Origin of the sequence: Paracoccus panacisoli, assembly GCF_042435015.1 — a bacterium.
GTDB lineage: Bacteria > Pseudomonadota > Alphaproteobacteria > Rhodobacterales > Rhodobacteraceae > Paracoccus > Paracoccus panacisoli.
This window is the reverse complement of the sequence record NZ_JBHMQU010000027.1, coordinates 52,543-71,262: the sequence shown is the minus strand read 5'-3', so window position 1 is coordinate 71,262 and position 18,720 is coordinate 52,543. Positions and strand designations below refer to the sequence as shown.

13 protein-coding genes are annotated in these 18,720 nt (G+C 72.7%); 9 read left to right on the top strand and 4 right to left on the bottom strand.

All coding sequences use genetic code 11. The annotated features are described in order from the left end of the window. The first annotated feature begins 62 nt into the window (after positions 1-62). From ACFHYO_RS07050 to pnp, 4 genes are all read left to right on the top strand, one after another. Positions 63-1,016, top strand: coding sequence for a calcium-binding protein (locus tag ACFHYO_RS07050; protein ID WP_394319344.1), 954 nt, complete (start codon positions 63-65; stop codon positions 1,014-1,016). A 224-nt stretch (positions 1,017-1,240) separates the two neighbouring features. Then, complete coding sequence (rpsO, locus tag ACFHYO_RS07045; protein ID WP_036705206.1) at positions 1,241-1,510, top strand: 30S ribosomal protein S15; 270 nt, start codon at positions 1,241-1,243, stop codon at positions 1,508-1,510. A 231-nt stretch (positions 1,511-1,741) separates the two neighbouring features. Further along, positions 1,742-2,869, top strand: coding sequence for an alpha-D-ribose 1-methylphosphonate 5-triphosphate diphosphatase (locus ACFHYO_RS07040; RefSeq protein ID WP_394319342.1), 1,128 nt, complete (start codon positions 1,742-1,744; stop codon positions 2,867-2,869). 383 nt (positions 2,870-3,252) lie between these two features. Next, positions 3,253-5,400, top strand: coding sequence for a polyribonucleotide nucleotidyltransferase (gene pnp, locus ACFHYO_RS07035; RefSeq protein ID WP_036705200.1), 2,148 nt, complete (start codon positions 3,253-3,255; stop codon positions 5,398-5,400). A gap of 84 nt (positions 5,401-5,484) precedes the next feature. On the opposite strand, the gene ACFHYO_RS07030 is transcribed toward pnp, so the two are convergent. Next, positions 5,485-6,225, bottom strand: coding sequence for a copper homeostasis protein CutC (locus tag ACFHYO_RS07030; protein WP_394319340.1), 741 nt, complete (start codon positions 6,223-6,225; stop codon positions 5,485-5,487). 103 nt (positions 6,226-6,328) lie between these two features. Between ACFHYO_RS07030 and ACFHYO_RS07025 the strand changes: the two genes are divergently transcribed. The 3 genes from ACFHYO_RS07025 to ACFHYO_RS07015 all read left to right on the top strand — a co-directional run bounded on the left by ACFHYO_RS07025 (position 6,329) and on the right by ACFHYO_RS07015 (position 12,054). Then, entirely contained in the window at positions 6,329-7,258 is a 930-nt protein-coding gene (locus tag ACFHYO_RS07025) for an ROK family protein (protein WP_394319338.1), read from the top strand. 117 nt (positions 7,259-7,375) lie between these two features. Then, positions 7,376-8,914, top strand: a complete 1,539-nt coding sequence (locus tag ACFHYO_RS07020) for an efflux RND transporter periplasmic adaptor subunit (RefSeq protein WP_394319336.1) — start codon at positions 7,376-7,378, stop codon at positions 8,912-8,914. Then, on the top strand, positions 8,914-12,054 hold the full coding sequence (locus ACFHYO_RS07015) for a multidrug efflux RND transporter permease subunit (protein WP_394319335.1): 3,141 nt from the start codon (positions 8,914-8,916) through the stop codon (positions 12,052-12,054). Before ACFHYO_RS07020 ends, ACFHYO_RS07015 begins: the two co-directional genes overlap by 1 nt. A 54-nt stretch (positions 12,055-12,108) precedes the next feature. Here ACFHYO_RS07015 and ACFHYO_RS07010 read toward each other — a convergent pair whose 3' ends face one another. The 3 genes from ACFHYO_RS07010 to ACFHYO_RS07000 form a co-directional block, all read right to left on the bottom strand. Next, a complete protein-coding gene (locus ACFHYO_RS07010; RefSeq protein ID WP_052176593.1) occupies positions 12,109-13,068 on the bottom strand; it encodes a calcium-binding protein in 960 nt (319 codons plus the stop codon). A gap of 251 nt (positions 13,069-13,319) precedes the next feature. Further along, complete coding sequence (locus tag ACFHYO_RS07005; RefSeq protein ID WP_394319333.1) at positions 13,320-15,068, bottom strand: DUF4139 domain-containing protein; 1,749 nt, start codon at positions 15,066-15,068, stop codon at positions 13,320-13,322. A gap of 149 nt (positions 15,069-15,217) precedes the next feature. After that, positions 15,218-16,240 carry an aspartate-semialdehyde dehydrogenase gene (locus tag ACFHYO_RS07000; RefSeq protein ID WP_036703142.1) on the bottom strand — a complete coding sequence of 341 codons (1,023 nt, stop codon included), beginning with the start codon at positions 16,238-16,240 and terminating at the stop codon, positions 15,218-15,220. A 129-nt stretch (positions 16,241-16,369) separates the two neighbouring features. On the opposite strand from ACFHYO_RS07000, the gene ACFHYO_RS06995 reads away from it, so the two are divergent. Together ACFHYO_RS06995 and ACFHYO_RS06990 are read left to right on the top strand one after the other, a co-directional pair. Next, the gene (locus ACFHYO_RS06995) at positions 16,370-17,791 is read left to right on the top strand and encodes a leucyl aminopeptidase family protein (protein ID WP_394319331.1); all 1,422 of its coding nucleotides are present in this window, start codon (positions 16,370-16,372) and stop codon (positions 17,789-17,791) included. After that, positions 17,791-18,660 carry a C40 family peptidase gene (locus ACFHYO_RS06990; RefSeq protein ID WP_394319329.1) on the top strand — a complete coding sequence of 290 codons (870 nt, stop codon included), beginning with the start codon at positions 17,791-17,793 and terminating at the stop codon, positions 18,658-18,660. The genes ACFHYO_RS06995 and ACFHYO_RS06990 overlap by 1 nt, the downstream gene beginning before the upstream one ends. Positions 18,661-18,720 lie beyond the last annotated feature (60 nt).

Genomic DNA, 18,720 nt, shown 5'->3' with positions numbered 1-18,720 from the left:
GCGGGGCGGCTATAACGAGGGCAAGGGCCGTCCGTTTCCGGCCGCGACTCGGGGTGTTCACGATGCTGCTGTTGATGGGGTGCGCGGGCCTGATGCTGCTGGCCCTGACGTTCGACCACGCCGCCGGGGACGAGGCCGACGACGACGCGGGCGAGGCGACCGACCCCGGCGCTGCAGAGGGCGGGGCCGATGGCGGGGCCGACGGCAGCGATCCCGACCCGGATGGCGGAGCCGGCGAGGCGCCCGGCGAGGCGCCGAACGGGCCCGAGGCGCCGATCCTCGGCAGCGACGACAGCGACTGGCTGGCCGGGACCGACGCCGACGAGCGGCTGGACGGGCGCGGCGGCGACGACGACATCCGCGCCGGGGCCGGCGACGACCTGATCGCCGGCGGGGCGGGCGACGACGTGATCTATGGCGACTACAGCCTCGGCCAGTTCGGCGACGACACGCTGCGCGGCGGGCACGGCGACGACCTGTTGGCCGGCGACGGCGGCGACGACTGGCTGCAGGGCGGGACCGGCGACGACACGCTGCTGGGCGGCGACGGCGACGACCGGGCCGAGGGCGGGGTCGGGGACGACTGGCTGTCCGGGAACGCCGGGGACGACACGCTGCACGCGGGCGCGGGGGCGGACGACCTGTCGGGGGATGCGGGCGACGACGTGCTCGACGCGGGCGAGGCCGACGGGGTGCGCGACTGGCTGCACGGCGGCGAGGGCGACGACACGCTGACCGGCCACGCCGACGACTGGCTCGAGGGCGGGGCGGGGGCGGACCGCTTCACCCTGCCCGGCGATGCGGTGGGCAGCGGTCCGGCGACGCTCGCCGATTTCCGCGCCGACGAGGACCGGATCGAGCTGGTGGTGCCGCAGGACCGGCTGGCCGATGCGCAGGTGACGGTCGAGCCGCAGGACGACGGCACCGCGCTGGTGCTGCTGAACGGCGAGCCGGTGGCGATGGTGCTGGATGGCCGCGGGCTCGAGGCCGGGATGATCGGGGTCCGGGCGGCGTGAGCGCGGCCCCGGCGGGGCGCCCGGCCCGGCCGCCGGCGGGCACTCGGGCCACACAGACGCCGGGCGCGGGCCGGGCGGCCGGGCGCGAATCGGCTTTCCTTTGCGGGTCGTCTGCCCTATAGCCGCGCGATCCGCGATCGGCGCATCGCGGCCAACCCTCCACGGGCCAGCGCTGGACGACATCCCGGGCTGTGCCATTCACCTTTCGTCAACAGGAGACCCCGATGTCGATCACCGTCGAGGACAAGGCCCGCGTCATGGGCGAATATGCCACCAAATCCGGCGACACCGGCTCGCCCGAAGTGCAGGTGGCCATCCTCAGCTCGCGCATCGCGACGCTGACCGAGCATTTCAAGACCCACAAGAAGGACAACCACTCGCGGCGTGGCCTTCTGAAGCTGGTGGCCCAGCGCCGTAAGCTGCTGGACTATCTGAAGAAGAAGGACGAGGCGCGCTACACCGCGCTGATCGGCCGCCTGGGCCTGCGCCGCTGAGCGCTGCCGCAAGGTTTCCCGAAAACGCCCCGCCGCAAGGTCGGGGCGTTTTGCTTTTTGGGGGGTGTGGGGGCGTCGCCGGCCGGGCTCTGCCCCGGGCCCCGGGATATTTGGGTCCAGCCCGAGGGGGGACGGGATTTTCGCCGTCGCCGCGTCAGGTCGCGTCTGGGCGGCGGCGTTGACAAACCCGCGTGCGGCCCGCAGTCGGGTGTCGCGTCCTGTGGAGCGGACATGACCCTTATTGCCAACGCCCGGCTGATCCTGCCCGACCGCGTGCTGCGCGGCGCGGTCGAGATCGACGGCGACCGGATCGCGCGGATCATCGAGGGGGACCGGGTGCCGGCGGGCGCCATTGACTGCGCGGGCGACCACCTTTCGCCCGGGCTGGTCGAGCTGCACACCGACAACCTCGAGCGTCACATCCAGCCGCGGCCCGGCGTGGACTGGCCGCACGCCGCGGCCTTCCTCGCCCATGACGGAGAACTGGCGAGCGTCGGGATCACCACCGTCTTCGACGCGCTCAGGGTCGGCTCGATCGGCAAGCCGGGCACCCCCTCTGGTCCCTATGCGCGGGCGCTCTCGCGCGAGATCGCGGCGCTGGCGGGCGAGACGCGGATCAGCCACGCCCTGCACCTGCGGGCCGAGATGTGCTCGGAAACGCTGGTCGAGGAGCTGGCGGCCTTCGGCCCCGGCGACGGGGTGCGGCTGGTCAGCCTGATGGACCACACGCCGGGGCAGCGGCAGTTCCGCGACATCGGCAAGCTGAAGGAATATGAGCAGGGCCGGAACGGCCTGAGCGACGCGGCCTTCGCGGCGCTGGTCGAGCGGCTGGGGTCGATCAGCGCCCGGCACGGGGACGAAAACCTGCGCGCCGCGGTGGCGGCGGCGGGCGCGCTGGGCGCGGTGCTGGCCAGCCACGACGACACCACCGCCGGGCAGGTCGCCGACAGCGCGGCGCTGGGCGTCCGCCTGGCCGAGTTTCCCACCACGCGCGAAGCGGCGCAGGCCTGCCGCGACCACGGCATCCTCACCATCCTCGGCGGGCCGAACCTGATCCGGGGCGGCAGCCATTCGGGCAATGTGGCGGCCGAGGCGCTGGCCGGCGAGGGGCTGCTCGACATCCTGTCGTCGGATTATGTGCCGGGCAGCCTGATCCTCGGGGCGGCGCGGCTCGCGCAGCTCTGGGGGGACGTGCCGCGGGCCTTCGCCACGGTGACGGCGACCCCGGCGCGGGCAACGGGGCTGGCCGACCGCGGGGCGCTGGCGGAGGGGCTGCGCGCCGACCTCGTGCGGGTCGCGGGGCTCGAGACCACCCCTCGGGTGCGCGGCGTCTGGGCGGCGGGGCGCCAGGTGGGGTGAGGCGGCCCCGCGGTTGCAGACCGAGGCGACGGGGAACGGCGTCCGGCACGGCGCGATCGACCTTCTCGGTCCGACTACGACCGCGGGCCGGGCGCCCCGGGGCAGTTGAACGTCAGCGTTGACCCGTGGGATTTCGTCCCCACGCCCCCTCGATCAGGCCGGGTTGCGGGCGCTGCGGCTGCCCCCTTCGCCGCTGCGGGCGGGGGTGCAAAGGGGGTTAACCCAACCGCTCCCTTCCCCCGCCGGCCATTTTCCTGTACACCCCGCCAATCTGTGACGTGAGGCCCGCCCCCGGCCTCGTGCAAAGGATAGGGGGCGGCGGCAATGGGGCCGCCATGCACACACGGGCGGCCGCAGGGGCGGCGCGTCCATGAGGAAACCAGATGTTTGATGAAATTCGGAAATCCATCCAGTGGGGTCAGGAAACCCTGACGCTGGAAACGGGCAAGGTTGCCCGCCAGGCGGACGGCTCGGTGATCGCCACGCTGGGCGAGACCAGCGTCATGGCCAACGTGACCTACGCCCGCGAACCCAAGCCGGGGCAGGATTTCTTCCCGCTGACCGTGCACTACCAGGAAAAATACTATGCCGCCGGCAAGATCCCGGGCGGCTTCTTCAAGCGCGAGGCGCGGCCGACCGAAAAGGAAACGCTGACCTCGCGGCTGATCGACCGCCCGGTGCGGCCGCTCTTTGCCAAGGGCTTCAAGAACGAAGTGCTCGTCATGTGCACCGTGCTGAGCCATGACCTCGTGAACGACCCCGACATCGTGGCGATGATCGCGGCCTCGGCGGCGCTGACCATCTCGGGCGTGCCGTTCATGGGCCCGATCGGCGCTGCGCGCGTCGGCTTCTCGAACGGCGAATACGTGCTGAACCCCGAGGTTCAGGACATGGACAACCTCAAGGGCAACCCCGACCAGCGCCTCGACCTCGTCGTGGCCGGCACCCGCGACGCGGTGATGATGGTCGAGTCCGAGGCCTATGAGCTGACCGAGGAAGAGATGCTCGGCGCCGTCAAGTTCGGCCACGAGCAGATGCAGCCGGTCATCGACCTGATCGTCGAGCTGGCCGAGGCCGCCGCGAAAGAGCCCTTCGACTTCCAGTCGCCGGACTATTCCGAGCTCTATGCCCGCGTGAAGTCGCTGGGCGAGACGGACATGCGCGCCGCCTATGCCATCAAGGACAAGGGTGAGCGCCGCGACGCCATCGAGGCGGCGCAGGTCAAGGTCCGCGAAGGGCTGACCGAGGACGAGCTGGCGAACCCGAACCTCGGGTCGGCGATGAAGAAGCTCGAATCGGGCATCCTGCGCGGCGACATCATCCGCGGCGGCACCCGCATCGACGGGCGCGACACCAAGACGGTGCGCCCGATCGACACCGAGGTCGGCATCCTGCCGCGCACCCACGGCTCGGCCCTGTTCACCCGCGGTGAGACGCAGGCGCTGTGCGTGACCACGCTGGGCACCGGCGACGATGAGCAGATCATCGACGCGCTGCACGGCAACTTCCGCTCGAACTTCCTGCTGCACTACAACTTCCCGCCCTACTCGGTGGGCGAGGTGGGCCGCGTGGGCAGCCCCGGCCGGCGCGAGATCGGCCACGGCAAGCTGGCCTGGCGGGCGCTGCAGGCGGTTCTGCCGACGGCGACCGACTTCCCCTACACCATCCGTCTGGTGAGCGAGATCACCGAGTCGAACGGCTCGTCGTCGATGGCGACGGTCTGCGGCTCGTCGCTGGCCATGATGGACGCGGGCGTGCCGCTGAAGGCGCCGGTCGCGGGCGTGGCGATGGGCCTGATCCTCGAGGATGAGGCCAATTGGGCGGTGCTGACCGACATCCTGGGCGACGAGGACCACCTCGGCGACATGGACTTCAAGGTGGCCGGCACCGAGAAGGGCATCACCTCGCTGCAGATGGACATCAAGGTCCAGGGCATCACGCCCGAGATCATGGAAAAGGCGCTGGCGCAGGCCAAGGATGGGCGGATGCACATCCTGGGCGAGATGGCCAAGGCGCTGTCCGAAGGCCGCCGCGAGTTCTCGGCCCATGCCCCGCGCATCGAGACGATGACCATCCCGACCGACAAGATCCGCGAAGTGATCGGCTCGGGCGGCAAGGTGATCCGCGAGATCGTCGAGACTTCGGGCGCCAAGGTGGACATCAACGACGACGGCACGATCAAGATCGCCTCGGCCAACGCCGATTCGATCAAGAAGGCCTACGAGATGATCCACTCGATCGTGGCCGAGCCGGAAGAGGGCAAGATCTACACCGGCAAGGTCGTCAAGCTGGTCGATTTCGGCGCCTTCGTGAACTTCTTCGGCAAGCGCGACGGGCTGGTGCACGTCAGCCAGATCGCCGGCAAGCGGCTGAACCACCCGAACGAACTGCTCAAGGAAGGGCAGGAGGTGAAGGTGAAGCTGCTGGGCTTCGACGATCGCGGCAAGGTCCGTCTGGGCATGAAGATGGTCGATCAGGAGACCGGCGAGGAGATCTCTGAGCCGAAGCGCGAGTCCGCCGACGCGGAGTGACCCGCCCCTGAGCTGAAACGAGAAGGCCCCGGTTCGCCGGGGCCTTTTTCATATGGCGGGCGCAGGGGGCCGTTGCGGGCCGGGTCAGCGGGGCGACTGGTCCCCTGCGGGTTCGGGGCCGCGCACCGCCTCGATGAGCGCCCGGATCGCCGCGGGGTCGGTGGCCATCCGCTCGGGCGCGATCCGCAGCGCGCCGAGCGGGCCGGCAACCGGCCGCATCGCGCTGCACGAGGCGTGGAGCGCGTTCACCCCCGCGGCCATCAACGCCGCGGCATTGCCGGCGCTGACCCCGCCCCCGGCCATGATCGCCACCCGCCCCCGGGCGGCGTCCACCAACGCGCGCAGGCCGGCGGTGCCCTCGGCCGCGGTGGGCGCGTGGCCGGCGGTCATGATCCGCGCCACGCCCAGCGCCACGCAGTCCTCGAGCGCCGCGCGCGGGTCGGGGGTCACGCCGAAGGCGCGGTGGATCGTCACGGCCATCCCCCCGGCCGCCGCGATCAGGGGGCCGAGCGCCGCGCGGTCGAGCCGCCTGTCCGCGTCCGTCACCCCCAGCGCCACGCCCCAGAGCCCGGCCTGCCCCGCGGCCAGGATGTCGTCGCGCATCACCGCCAGCTCGGCCGCGTCATAGCGGAAGTCGCCGGGCCGGGGGCGGATCATCGCCGCCACCCGCACCCCGCAGCGCGCCGCCCGCGCCATCAGCCCGGCCGAGGGCGTCAGCGCGCCGAGCGCCAGCCCGCCGCACAGCTCGATGCTGTCCACGCCTGCGGCGGCGGCGGCGTCCAGCCCGGCGGGGTCGTCCACCACGATCTCGATCTCGACAGCCATGCGCGCCCCCTTCGATCGGCCTTCACTCGGGCGCCGGGCGGGATTTGGCAAGCGCCGGGCGGCGGGATAGAGGAAGGGGGCGGCAACGGGCGGGGGAAGCGGGATGATCAGCGGCGGGCTCGACATCGGCGGGACCAAGATCGAGGCGCGGCTCTTCGACGAGGGGATGGGGCTGCGCGACAGCCGCCGGGTGCCGACGCCGCGCGACAGCGCCGACAGCTTCTTCGCCGCGCTGGCCGGGCAGGTCGCGTGGCTGCGTGCGCAGGCGGGCGCGGACCTGCCGGTGGGGATCGCCATGACCGGGATGGTCGAGCCCGAAACCGGGCTGGCGCAGACCGCGAACCTGCCGATCTCGGGGCAGCCGATGGCGGCGCGGCTCACGCAAGCGGTGGGGCGGCCGCTGCCGGTGATGAACGATTCGATGGCGCTCGCCTTTTCCGAGGCGAACGGCGGGGCGGCCGAGGGCGCCGCCGCCGCGGTCGGGCTGATCCTCGGCACCGGCGTCGCGGCGGGGTATTGCGTGGACGGCGCCCCGGCGCCGCGGTTCGGCGGGATCGCGGTGGAACTGGGGCACAGCGGGATGCCGGGGCGGGCGCTGGCCCGGCACGGGCTGGGGCTTTTCGAGTGCGGCTGCGGGCGCGTGGGCTGCATCGAGAGCTACGTCGCCGGCCCCGGCCTGACGCGACTTGCCGCGCATCTGGGGCTGGGGGCGCTGCCCGCGCCCGAGATCGCGGCGCGGCTGGCCGCGGGCGATGCCGGGGCCGAGGGGGTGATGGCGGTCTGGGCCGACCTCGCGGCCGAGGCGCTCGAGGTGTTGCAGATGACCATCGACCCGGACGTGGTGGTGCTGGGCGGCGGCGTCTCGCAGATCCCCGGCGTCGTCGCGCGGCTGACCGCCGCCCTGCCCGCGCGGCTGATGCCCGGCGTGCCGCAGCCGCAGCTTCGGTTGGCGCGGTTCGGGGATGCGAGCGGGGTGCGCGGCGCGGCGCTGCTCGCGCGGCGGATCGCCGAGGGGACGCTGCCGCCGGTCTGAGCGGACGCCCTCGGCACCGCTCGTCCGTCCGTGCCGAACGGCCGCGCCGATCACAAGGCCGTCCCGCGGCGCAGTCTGGCCCTTGTCGCCGGGCGTCCCGGCTGCAATCCTGCGGCCATGCGCGCCCCCCTCCGCTCGACCCCCGCCCTTCTGCTGGCCGCCGCGTTCCTCGGCGGTCTGGCCAGCCTCTCGCCGCTCGTCCTGCCCGGCCCGGCCGTGGCGCAGGGGGCGCCCGGCGGTCCGGGTGGACCCGGTGGACCCGGCGGGGCGCCGCGGCAGGTGGGCGTCACGACCCTGTCGCGCAGCACGGTCCCGGTGCGGATCGAGCTGCCGGGCCGCGCGGTGGCCTTTCACCAGACGGCGATCCGCCCGCAGGTCGGCGGCGAGATCACCGAGATCGCCTATCGCCCCGGCGAATCCGTCACCACCGGGCAGGTGCTGTTCCGGCTGGACGACGACCAGCGCGCCGCCACCCTGTCGGCCGCCGAGGCCGCGGTGACCAGCGCCCGCGCCGCCGTGGAAGGCGCGCAGGCGACGGTCGGGCGCTATGACCGCCTGCAGGGCACCGGGGTCAGCCGGGCCGAGCTCGAGACCGCGCAGGTGGCGCTCGCCAACGCCCGCGCGAGCCTCTCGGCGGCCGAGGCCGAGCGCGACATGGCGCAGCTGGCGGTGGACCGCTCGGACATCCACAGCCCGATCGACGGGGTGGCCGATCTCGCCACCGTCTCGGTCGGCGATCTCGTGACCGCCAGCCAGAGCGACGCGCTGACCACGGTCACGCAGCTCGACCCGATCTACGTGGACGTCTCGGAAAGCCGCGCCCGCTTCTTGCGCCACAACGCGCGGCGCAGCGAGGGCACGCTCGACCGCCCCGAGGGGATCGAGGCGCAACTCATCCTCGAGACCGGGCAGGTCTACGAGGGCGCGGGCGAGATGGTGACGCCGGGCACGACCGTGTCGGCGACCACCGGCACGGTGCCGTTCCGGTTGCAGTTCCCCAACCCCGACCGGCTGATCCTGCCCGGGCAGTTCGTCCGGGTGCGGCTGACCATCGGCACGGTCGACGGCGTGCTGGTTCCCCAGCGCGCCACGCGCCGCTCGGCCAGCGGGGCGCTGACGGCGTTCCTCGTGCGCGACGGGCGCACGGTCGAGGTGACGCTGACCGAGGTCGGCACGCACGAGAACGCCTGGATCGTGACCGAGGGCGTGGCCGCGGGCGACGCGCTGGTGCTGGACGGGCTGACGAACCTCAGGGCCGGGGTCGAGGTGACGACCGTGCCGGTGGTGATCGACGCCGAAGGGGTGGTGCGCGATGCCGCCGCCGAGGGCGCTGCGGCGACGCCGGAGGCGGGGACGGGGACCGGCGCCCCGGCTGCGGCGGGCGCACCGGACGCGGCGACGCCTCAAGCGGGAACGGAAGCTGCGCCGGCGGCGGCCGGCGCCCCGGAACAACCGGCGGCCGCAGCGGCGGGGACTGACGCCGCAGCGGCCGCGGCAGGTGCGCCAGAACAACCGGCCGCCACGGCGGCTGACGCCGCGCCGGCCCCAGCCACCGCCGACCAACCGGCCCCCGCGGCCCCGGCGGCTCAATCCGCCCCCGCGGCCAGCACGGCCGCCCGGCCGACCGCGCGGCCGCCCGCCACGGCGACCAACTGATGGCGCAGTTCTTCATCCATCGCCCGGTCTTCGCCTGGGTGCTGGCGATCGTCACCATGCTCGCCGGGATCTGGGCGGTGCTGCAACTGCCGGTCTCGCAATATCCCGACATCGCCCCGACCACCGTCCGCATCTCGGCCAGCTACAGCGGCGCCACCGCCGAGGCGGTGCAGAACTCGGTCACCACGCCCATCGAGGACACGCTGACCGGGCTGGACGGGCTGTTGTATTTCGAATCCACCTCGTCGCAGGGGCGGGCGTCGATCACGCTGACCTTCGACGACAGCGTCGATCCGACCGACGCGCTGAACGACGTCCAGTCGCGGGTGCGCAGCGTCGAGGCGCGGCTGCCCTCGGCGGTGCAGACCGCCGGGGTCTCGGTCACCCGCTCGTCCTCGTCCATCCTGCTGGTCGGCGCGCTCGTCTCGACCGACGGGCGCTATTCGACGCTCGAGCTCGGCAACCTGCTGGAAGAGGTGGTCGAGGGGCCGGTCAAGCGCGTGCCGGGCGTGGGCGGGATCAACGTCTTCGGCTCGGGCTACGCGATGCGCATCTGGCTCGACCCGCTCAGGCTGGCGCAGTTCCAGCTGACGCCCTCGGACATCACCGCGGCGGTGGCGGCGCAGAACGCCACCGTCTCGGTCGGCGCGCTCGGCACCCAGCCGGTGGTTCCGGGCCAGCAGTTCACCGCCACGATCACCGCCCAGAGCCAGCTCACCAGCGTCGAGGATTTCCAGCGCATCCTGCTGCGGACCGGCGCGGACGGCGCCTCGGTCTGGCTGGGCGACGTGGCCGAGATCGAGATCGGCCAGCAGAGCTATGGTTCGAACAGCCGGTTCTCGGGGCAGAACGCCTCGGGGTTCGGCGTCAACCTCGAGACCGGGGCCAATGCGGTGGACACCGCGTCCGGCGTGCGGGCGGTGCTGGACGGGCTGCAATCGGCGCTGCCCGAGGGGGTCGAGGTGCGGGTGGCCTATGACACCTCGCCCTTCGTCGAGGAATCCATCAACAAGGTCTATCACACGCTGATCGAGGCGGTGGTGCTGGTGATCGGGGTGATCCTGATCTTCCTGCAGAGCTGGCGGGCGACGATCATTCCGGTGGTGGTGGTGCCGGTGGTGCTGCTCGGCACCTTCGGGGTGCTCTATGCGCTCGGCTACTCGATCAACACGCTGACGATGTTCGCCATGGTGCTGGCCATCGGCCTTCTGGTCGATGACGCCATCGTGGTGGTCGAGAACGTCGAGCGGATCATGCGCGAGGACGGGCTCGACCCGGTGCGGGCGACCGAGATCGGGATGCGGCAGATCACCAGGGCGCTGATCGGCATCGCCGTGGTGCTGTCGGCGGTGTTCCTGCCGATGGCGTTCATGGCCGGCTCGACCGGGGTGGTCTACCGGCAGTTCTCGGTCACGATCATCACCGCCATGGCGCTGTCGCTGGCCGCGGCGCTGATCCTGACGCCGTCGCAGACCGCCACGCTGCTGCGGCCGCATCGCGAGGGCAAGGGCTTCGCCCCGGCGCGCTGGTTCAACCACGGCTTCGACCGGCTGACCGACGGCTATGCCGCGGCGGTGGCGCGGATCGTGCGGCATCCGGTGCTGGTCCTCGTGGTGCTGGCGCTGCTCAGCGCCGGGGTGTGGGCACTGTTCACGCGGATGAACTCGACCTTCCTGCCGACCGAGGACCAGGGCGTGATGATGGCGCAGGTCAACCTGTCCGAGGGGACGACGGCGCAGCAGACCCTCGCCGTGGTCGAGGAGATCGAGCACTACCTGCTGACCGAGGAGCCGGCGGTCGAATCGACCTTCGGGGCGCTGGGGTTCGGGTTCTCGGGCAGCGGCCAGGGGCGGGCGATGCTCTTCGTCAAGCTGCGCGACTTTGCCGAGCGCGGCGACCCCGACCAGTCGGCCGCGGCCGTGGTGCGGCGCGCCAACGCCCGCTTCGGCGGGCATCGCGCCGGGCGGGTGATGTTCATGCAGCCGCCGCCGATCCAGGGGCTGGGCAACCAGGCCGGGTTCCAGATGTATCTGATCGACCAGTCGGCGCAGGGCACGGACGCGCTGCGCACCGCCGTCCAGACGCTCGAGACCCGCGCCGCGACCGACCCGCGGCTGAGCAACGTGCAGGGTCAGGGCGATCAGGACGACGCGGCCCTGCGGCTCGACATCGACGCGCAGCGGGCCGAGGCGCTGGGCTTGAGCCTCTCGGACGTGAACGGGATGCTCTCCACGATCTTCGCCGGGCGCGAGGTCAACGACTTCGCCATGGGCGCCACGCTGCGGCCGGTGATCGTGCAGGGCGGCGCGCCGTTCCGGATGCAGCCCGACGATCTGGAAAGCTGGTACGCGCGCAACGCGCAGGGCGAGATGGTGCCCTTCAGCGCCTTCATGTCCACGCGCTGGGTGCCGGTGGCGCCGCGGCTGGCGCGGTTCGAGGGCTCGGACGCGATCTCGGTCTCGGGCAGCGAGGGCGCGGGCTGGACCTCGGGTCAGGCGATGGAGGCGATGGAGGAGCTGGTGGCCGAGCTGCCCGGCGGCTGGGGCGTGGCCTGGACCGGCCTCAGCTATCAGGAGCGGCAGTCGGGCAACCAGGCGCCCTATCTCTATGCGCTGTCGGCGCTGGTGGTGTTCCTGTCGCTGGCGGCGCTGTACGAAAGCTGGACGGTGCCGTTCTCGGTGATGCTGGCGGTGCCGGTCGGCGTGCTGGGCGCGGTCGCGGCGGCGCTGCTGTTCGGACAGTCGAACGACGTCTATTTCAAGGTCGGCATCCTCACGACCATCGGGCTCGCGGCCAAGAACGCCATCCTGATCGTCGAGTTCGCGCGCGAGCTCGAGTTCGCGGGCCGCAGCACCGCGCAGGCGGCGGTCGAGGCGGCGCGGCTGCGGCTGCGGCCGATCCTGATGACCTCGTTCGCCTTCATCCTCGGGGTGACGCCGCTGGCCGTGGCGAGCGGTGCGGGTGCGGTGGCGCAGAACTCGATCGGGATCGGGGTGATGGGCGGGATGATGGCGGCGACGTTCCTCGGCGTGTTCCTCGTGCCGGGGTTCTATGTCGCGGTGCGCCGCTTCAGCGGCAACCGGCCGCTGCGGAACCCCGACGCGCCGGACGCAGCCCCGCCCGCGGCCCCGGCGGAATGAACGGGGGCCGCCCCGGGTGAGGCGGCCCCGCTGGTCTTTCGGTGTCCCCGCGGCTCAGAGCAGGAACTCGTCCCCGCTGTACTGGTTGGCGGTGATCGCGCCGTCGGCGATGACGAGGGTGAAGTCGGCCACCCCGTCGTTGTTGACGTGGCCGTTGATGACCGTGTTGCCGTTGACCTCGCTCAGCGCGATCGTCCCGGCGGCGCGCGACGCGCTCCACACGAAGGCCTGGTCGCCGGCGAGCGTCAGGTTCGCGTCGATGCCGCGCAGGTCGAGCACGTCGCCGCCCGTCACGCCCACGCCCTCGAACGCGATGGCGCCATCGGCGCCGGCGATCACGTCCACGCCGTTGGTGTTGTTCGATTCGGCGTGCGACAGGAACCGGAAGGTGTCGGCCCCGGTCCCGCCGTAGAGGTTGTCCGCCCCCAGCCCGCCGAACAGGATGTCGTTGCCGGCCTGTCCGCGCAGCGCGTCGGCGCCCGCCTGCCCCTGCAGCACATCGCCTAGATCGCCGCCCAGCAGCGTGTCGTTGCCGGCGCCGCCGATCAGGTTGTCGTTGCCGCCCAAGCCGTAGATCACGTCGTCGCCCGCCATGCCGTGGATGGCGTCGTTGGCCGAGGTCCCGGTCACGCTGTCATTCGCGTTCGAGGCATAGCCGGCCGAGACGGTCAGGGTGTAGCTGCCGATCGCGTTGTTGCCGGTCTCGCCCACGCCCAGCGTATAGGTGCCAGTGCCGCCCGCGGCGATCTTGAAGGTGATCTGGCCGTCGCGGTTGGTACCGGGGGTCGAGTCGTTCGGCGGGTTGATGTCGTCGTTGTACATCAGCCGGGTGCTGCCCGAGTAGAGCGAGATGTTCGGGTCAACCAGCGAGCCGCTGCCGCTCGAGGCGCCCTTGGCCGCGACCGAATAGGTCAGCCCGGCGATGAAGGTCGTGTTGAAGGTGTCGTAGTCGCCATTGTACGAGATCGATCCGGTCCGCGAGGTGCCGGTTCCGATGAGACCGTTGTAAGCCATTCTGCTCGAACTCCGCAGGGGTAGCGCCATGATCGGCGCGGGACAGTCTAGACGCCGGGGCGATCAACCCGGCATCACCTTGCGGCGCGCCGGGCGTGATCGCCGGGTCTGCGCGGATGAACGCAGCGGGGGCCGCGTCGTTCGCTCACATTCAGGTGTCGGGACGGGCGCGGCCCGGATCGGCAGGTTCCGGCCCGGGCGCGCGGCGGCGCGGGCGGAAACCTGCCCGGTGAGGGGCGCTATCGGGCGCGCTATTCGACGAGCACCTGACCCTCGGGCCAGCGCATCGTCGTGGTCAGGGTGATCTCGCGCACCGCGTGCGGGGCGACGTCGGTGTGCCAGACGAGCACCCCGCGCTGCCCCTCGGGGTCGGTCTCGTCGGGGGCCGGGTTCGCCTGCCATTCGACCCTGAGGTCGTCCTGGGTGCTGACCGGCACCCGGTCCACCACCCGCAGCGGCCACGCCTCGCCGGTCAGGTTCTCGATCCTGAGGGTTGCGGTCTCCTCGCGCAGGTTGGCGCTGCGGATCAGGCCGCGGGTGCCCTCGGACTGCTCGGGCACCCGCCGCTCGACCCTGAGGCCGTCGATGGGGCCGAAGCCCAGCCGGATGTCGTCGCCCGCGGCGATCAGCGGCAGCGCCGTCTCGCCCACCCGCGCGCCGTCGGCATAGAGGGTCGCGGCGCCGGGCAGGATCAGCTCGGGCAGCGGGTTCTTGCCCTCGGCCCGCAGATAGGCGCTGGCGTCGTAGAGCGGGACGGCTTCGGCCGCGACCTCCACCGGGATCGCCTGCGCGTCCATCCCCAGCCGCACCGCGTCGGCGCCGGTGCGGATCGTGACCGGCGTGGGGTAGCGATAGACGACCGTCGCGCCGATCCGGTCCAGCGCCGCGTTGCCGACCGCGGCGCCCTTGCCGAGGCTGCGCACCGCCATCTCGGGCATCGGCGCGGCGGGGGCGTAGCTCGGCATGGCATCCTGCATCGGGACGGCGCTGATCGCGCCATCCTCGACCCGCGGGAACCACGGGTCGACCGGGGTTGCCTGAACCTGCCCCGAGGGGCGGGCGGTGGAGAGCGTCAACGCCGCCCCCGTCCAGTCCTCGCCCGTCGATTGCGAGACCATCAGCCCGCGGTCGAGCGTGATCGTCCCCGCCGTGCCGCCGGTCCGGGCCAGCCGCAGGTCATAGACGGGGGACCAGCTGGCCGCGCCGGTCTGGTGGGTGATCGTCAAGTCGGCGGGGCCGTGCAGGTCGAGCTGGACGATCAGCGCCGCGGGCGGGGTCTCGGGCGTCTCGAGCGCCGCGAGCGCGGCGCGGGCGCGGTCGAGGGCCTTCACGTCCTCGTCGCGGCCGACTTCGGCGGCGGCGGCCTCGGTTTCGGCGGCGACCATCTCGCGCCGGGCGGCGACGAGCCGGGCGGCCACGGTGTCGGCGAGCGCGTTCACGTCGCCCGAGGTGGCGTTGTCGGACTGGCCCAGCGCGCGGAGGAAGGCGACGGTATCCTCGGCCGCCTGCGCGCGGGCGCGGATCGCGGCAGTGGCGGCGTCGCGGTCGCGCAGCGCGGCCTCGAGCCGCTGCACCTCGGCGCGGGCGGCGCGGACGGCGTCGGTCTCGGCCAGATCGCCGGGCAGGGCGCGGTCGGATTGCAGCGCGACCGAGCCGACCGTGGCGCCGGTGGCCGCGACGCGCAGTGTGGCGTCGATGCCGGGCGGCAGGTCGGTGACGATCAGCTCGCGCACGCCGGGGGCGGCGTCGAGGTGCAGCGCCCGGGTCACCGTGGCGCCGTCGGGGTAGAGCGTGACCTCGCGCACCGGGGCGCTGGCGCGGATCGGCTCGGCGGTGGGGGCCACCGGGACCGGCGGGATGGCCGCGGCGGGGATCGGGGCGGGCAGCGCCGTCGGGGCCGGGGCGACGGTCTGGGCCGAGAGCGGCAGGGCGGCGCAGGCCGGGATCAGCGCGGCGGCCAGGATCCGGCGCAGCGCCGGTGAGGTGGGGGAGAGCGGCATCGGGGCGATCCTCTCGCGCGGGGACGGGTCGGCCCACAGGGTCCGACCGATCCCGCCACAACGCAAGAGGGCGCCCGTCCGGGGCGCCCTCACGTCTGCGATGGGTCTGGCGGGGGGCCGCCGATGCGGGCGGCGCGGGCTGGTCCGCCTCAGCCCTTCTTCAGCACCCGGTTGCCCAGCAGCTCGGCGATCTGCACCGCGTTCAGCGCTGCGCCCTTGCGCAGGTTGTCGCTGACCACCCACAAGTTCAGGCCGTTCTCGACGGTCGGGTCCTGGCGGATGCGGCTGACGAAGGTGGCATAGTCGCCCACGCATTCGATCGGGGTGACGTAACCACCCGGCTCACGCTTGTCGATCACCATGACGCCGGGCGCCTCGCGCAGGATGTCGCGGGCCTCGTCCTCGTCGAGGAAATCCTCGAACTCGACGTTGACCGCTTCCGAGTGGCCGACGAACACCGGCACCCGCACGCAGGTCGCCGTGACCTTGATGCGCGGGTCCATGATCTTCTTGGTCTCGGCCGTCATCTTCCATTCCTCCTTGGTGTCGCCACCCTCGAGGAACACGTCGATCTGCGGGATCACGTTGAACGCGATCTGCTTCTGGAACTTCTTCGGCGGCACGTCCGAGGTGGGGTTGTAGACCGCCTTGGTCTGTTCCCACAGCTCGTCCATCCCCTCTTTCCCGGCGCCCGAGACGGACTGGTAGGTCGAGACGACGACGCGCTTGATCCGCGCCCGGTCGTGCAGCGGCTTGAGCGCCACCACCATCTGCGCGGTCGAGCAGTTGGGGTTGGCGATGATGTTCTTCTTGCCGTAGCCCTCGACCGCGTCCGGGTTCACCTCGGGGACGATCAGCGGCACGTCGGGGTCGTAGCGGTAGAGCGACGAGTTGTCGATCACGACGCACCCCTGCGACGCCGCGATGGGGGCGTATTTCTTGGTCGGCTCGGACCCGATGGCGAACAGCGCGATGTCGCAGCCGGTGAAGTCGAAGCCCTCGATGTCCTTGGTCTTCAGGGTCTTGTCGCCATAGCTGACCTCGGTGCCGAGGCTGCGGCGCGAGGCCAGCGCCACGACCTCATCGGCGGGAAACTGGCGCTCGGCCAGGATGTTCAGCATTTCGCGGCCCACGTTCCCCGTGGCGCCCGCGACGACGACCTTGTAACCCATCTGGGGAATCCTTTCGCTTTCAGCCGGCCGCGCTTAGCGGAAACCGGGGGGAAAGTGAATATGTCGTGCGCTGTGCGACGGGGCTGCGTGTCCCCTGCGCGTCTGCGCCCACCCCGAGGGAAACGCCTGATGACCACCGCTTCGCCCGAACCCGAGTTTGCCGCCCCCGACGCCGCGGCGCGCCCACTGTGGCTGGTGTCGCAGGGCGACGATGGCCCGCTCTGGCCCGAGGGGGTCGAGACCGGCTTTGCCGCGGCCAGCGGGTTCGCCGCCAGGCCGGGGCAGCTCTGCCTGCTGCCCGGCCCGGACGGGGTGGGGGGTGCGCTGTTCGGCATCGGCAAGCCGGCGACGCCCGCCGACCGCCCGGCGCGCGAGCGCTTCACACTGGCCCGCGCCGCCGAGGCGCTGCCCGCCGGGGCATGGCGGATCGCGGGCGCGCCCGAGTCCTACGACCTGACCCACGGGGCGCTCGGCTGGCTCTTCGCGCAGTATCGCTTCGCCCGCTACAAGGCCGCCGAGCCGCCCAAGGCGCGGCTGGTCTGCCCCGAGGGGGTGGACCGCGACGCGGTGCTGGCGATGGCGGCGGGCGAGTATCTGGTCCGCGACCTCATCAACACCCCCGCCGCCGACATGGGGCCGGCTGAGCTCGAGGCCGCCGCCCGGGCGCTCGCCGACCGGCACGGCGCGGCGGTCGAGGTGATCTCGGGCGCGGCGCTGGCCGAGGGCTATCCGATGATCCACGCCGTGGGCCGCGCCGCCGGGCCGGGGCGGGAGCCTCGGCTGATCGACCTGCGCTTTCCGGGCGAAGGGCCTGCGGTCACGCTGGTCGGCAAGGGGGTGTGCTTCGACACCGGCGGGCTGGACATCAAGCCGTCGTCGTCGATGCTGCTGATGAAGAAGGACATGGGCGGGGCGGCGAACGTGCTCGGCCTCGCCGAGACGCTGGCGCGGACGGGCCGCGCGGGCGGGCTGCGGGTGCTGATCCCGGCGGTCGAGAACAGCGTCGGCTCGGACAGCTTCCGCCCCGGCGACGTGCTGACCAGCCGCAAGGGGCTGACGGTCGAGGTCAACAACACCGACGCCGAGGGGCGGCTGGTCCTCGCCGACGCGCTGGCGCTGGCGGCCGAAGAGGCGCCGGCGGTGCTGATTTCCATGGCGACGCTGACAGGGGCGGCGCGGGTGGCGCTGGGGCCGGACCTGCCGCCGTTCTTCTGCGACGACGAGGCCGCGGCCGAGGCGCTGCACGCCGCCGGGCGCGACCACGCCGATCCGATCTGGCGCCTGCCCTTCTGGGAGCCCTACGAGGCGATGATCGAGCCTGCCATTGCCGACCTCGACAATGCGCCCTCGGGCGGGTTCGCGGGGGCGATCACCGCGGCGCTGTTCCTGCGGCGCTTTACCGAAGGCGCGGGGACGTATGTGCATTTCGACATCTACGGCTGGCAGCCCGCCGCCGCGCCGGGGCGGCCCAAGGGCGGCGTCGGTCAGGGGATGCGGGCGATCCTCAACGCGCTGCCCGCGCTGACCGGCCGCGCGGCGGGGGCGCACTGATGGACCCGCGCCTGACCCCGGCCACCGACCGCGTGGCGCTGGCCGGCGCCGGGATCGCGCGGCCCACGCTGACCGAGGGCACGGCGATGCGCGTCGCGGTGCCGCTGGTCGATCTGGACCGCGAGCCGAACGGCCGCCGCGACCGGCAGCTGATCTTCGGCGCTGACGTGACGGTGATCGAGCGCCGCCACGACCGCGCCTTCGTGCAGGCCGCGGCGGACGGCTATTGCGGCTGGATCGGCATGGCCGCGCTGACGGCCGAGCGGCCCGCGATCACCCACCGCGTCGCCGCGCCCGCCACCCACATCTACCCCAAGGCCACGATAAAAGAGCGAGAGAGCGCCAGCCTGACGCTCGGCGCGCGGCTGGCGGTGGCGGGGATCGCGGGCGGGTTTGCGGAGCTTGTCACCGGCGGGTTCGTCCCGGTCCAGCATCTGACCGACACCCCCGCCGACGACCCGGCGGCGGTGGCGCTGAGCCTTGTCGGCACCCCCTATCTGTGGGGCGGCAACTCGCGCGGCGGGATCGACTGCTCGGGGCTGGCGCAGGCGGCGCTGTGGGCGGCGGGGATCGCCTGTCCGGGCGACAGCGACCTGCAGCGCGCGGCCTTCCCCGAGGTCGAGGACATCAGCCGCGGCGACCTGCTGTTCTGGCCGGGCCATGTGGCGATGGCGCTGGGCGAGGGACGGATGGTCCATGCCACCGCCTCGGCCATGGCGGTGATCGTCGAGGACATCGCCGCCGCCATCGCCCGCATCGACGCGGCCGGCGACGGCCCGTTCCTCGGCGCCCGGCGGCCCCCGCCGCGTGCGCAGGGCGGGGCCGCGCAGGGCACCCCCTCGCTGGACGGGCGCGTCGCCTTTCCGTAAGCCTCGGCCAACAGCCAACTGGCAACCGCAAACTGGCAACCGCCAGCCCGCCAGCATCGG

Bases quoted from the DNA above. Each gene is read 5' to 3' on its own strand.
- ACFHYO_RS07050 (WP_394319344.1), top strand. From the start codon at position 63: ATGCTGCTGTTGATGGGGTGCGCGGGCCTGATGCTGCTGGCCCTGACG.
- rpsO (WP_036705206.1), top strand. From the start codon at position 1,241: ATGTCGATCACCGTCGAGGACAAGGCCCGCGTCATGGGCGAATATGCC.
- ACFHYO_RS07040 (WP_394319342.1), top strand. From the start codon at position 1,742: ATGACCCTTATTGCCAACGCCCGGCTGATCCTGCCCGACCGCGTGCTG.
- pnp (WP_036705200.1), top strand. From the start codon at position 3,253: ATGTTTGATGAAATTCGGAAATCCATCCAGTGGGGTCAGGAAACCCTG.
- ACFHYO_RS07030 (WP_394319340.1), bottom strand. From the start codon at position 6,225: ATGGCTGTCGAGATCGAGATCGTGGTGGACGACCCCGCCGGGCTGGAC.
- ACFHYO_RS07025 (WP_394319338.1), top strand. From the start codon at position 6,329: ATGATCAGCGGCGGGCTCGACATCGGCGGGACCAAGATCGAGGCGCGG.
- ACFHYO_RS07020 (WP_394319336.1), top strand. From the start codon at position 7,376: ATGCGCGCCCCCCTCCGCTCGACCCCCGCCCTTCTGCTGGCCGCCGCG.
- ACFHYO_RS07015 (WP_394319335.1), top strand. From the start codon at position 8,914: ATGGCGCAGTTCTTCATCCATCGCCCGGTCTTCGCCTGGGTGCTGGCG.
- ACFHYO_RS07010 (WP_052176593.1), bottom strand. From the start codon at position 13,068: ATGGCTTACAACGGTCTCATCGGAACCGGCACCTCGCGGACCGGATCG.
- ACFHYO_RS07005 (WP_394319333.1), bottom strand. From the start codon at position 15,068: ATGCCGCTCTCCCCCACCTCACCGGCGCTGCGCCGGATCCTGGCCGCC.
- ACFHYO_RS07000 (WP_036703142.1), bottom strand. From the start codon at position 16,240: ATGGGTTACAAGGTCGTCGTCGCGGGCGCCACGGGGAACGTGGGCCGC.
- ACFHYO_RS06995 (WP_394319331.1), top strand. From the start codon at position 16,370: ATGACCACCGCTTCGCCCGAACCCGAGTTTGCCGCCCCCGACGCCGCG.
- ACFHYO_RS06990 (WP_394319329.1), top strand. From the start codon at position 17,791: ATGGACCCGCGCCTGACCCCGGCCACCGACCGCGTGGCGCTGGCCGGC.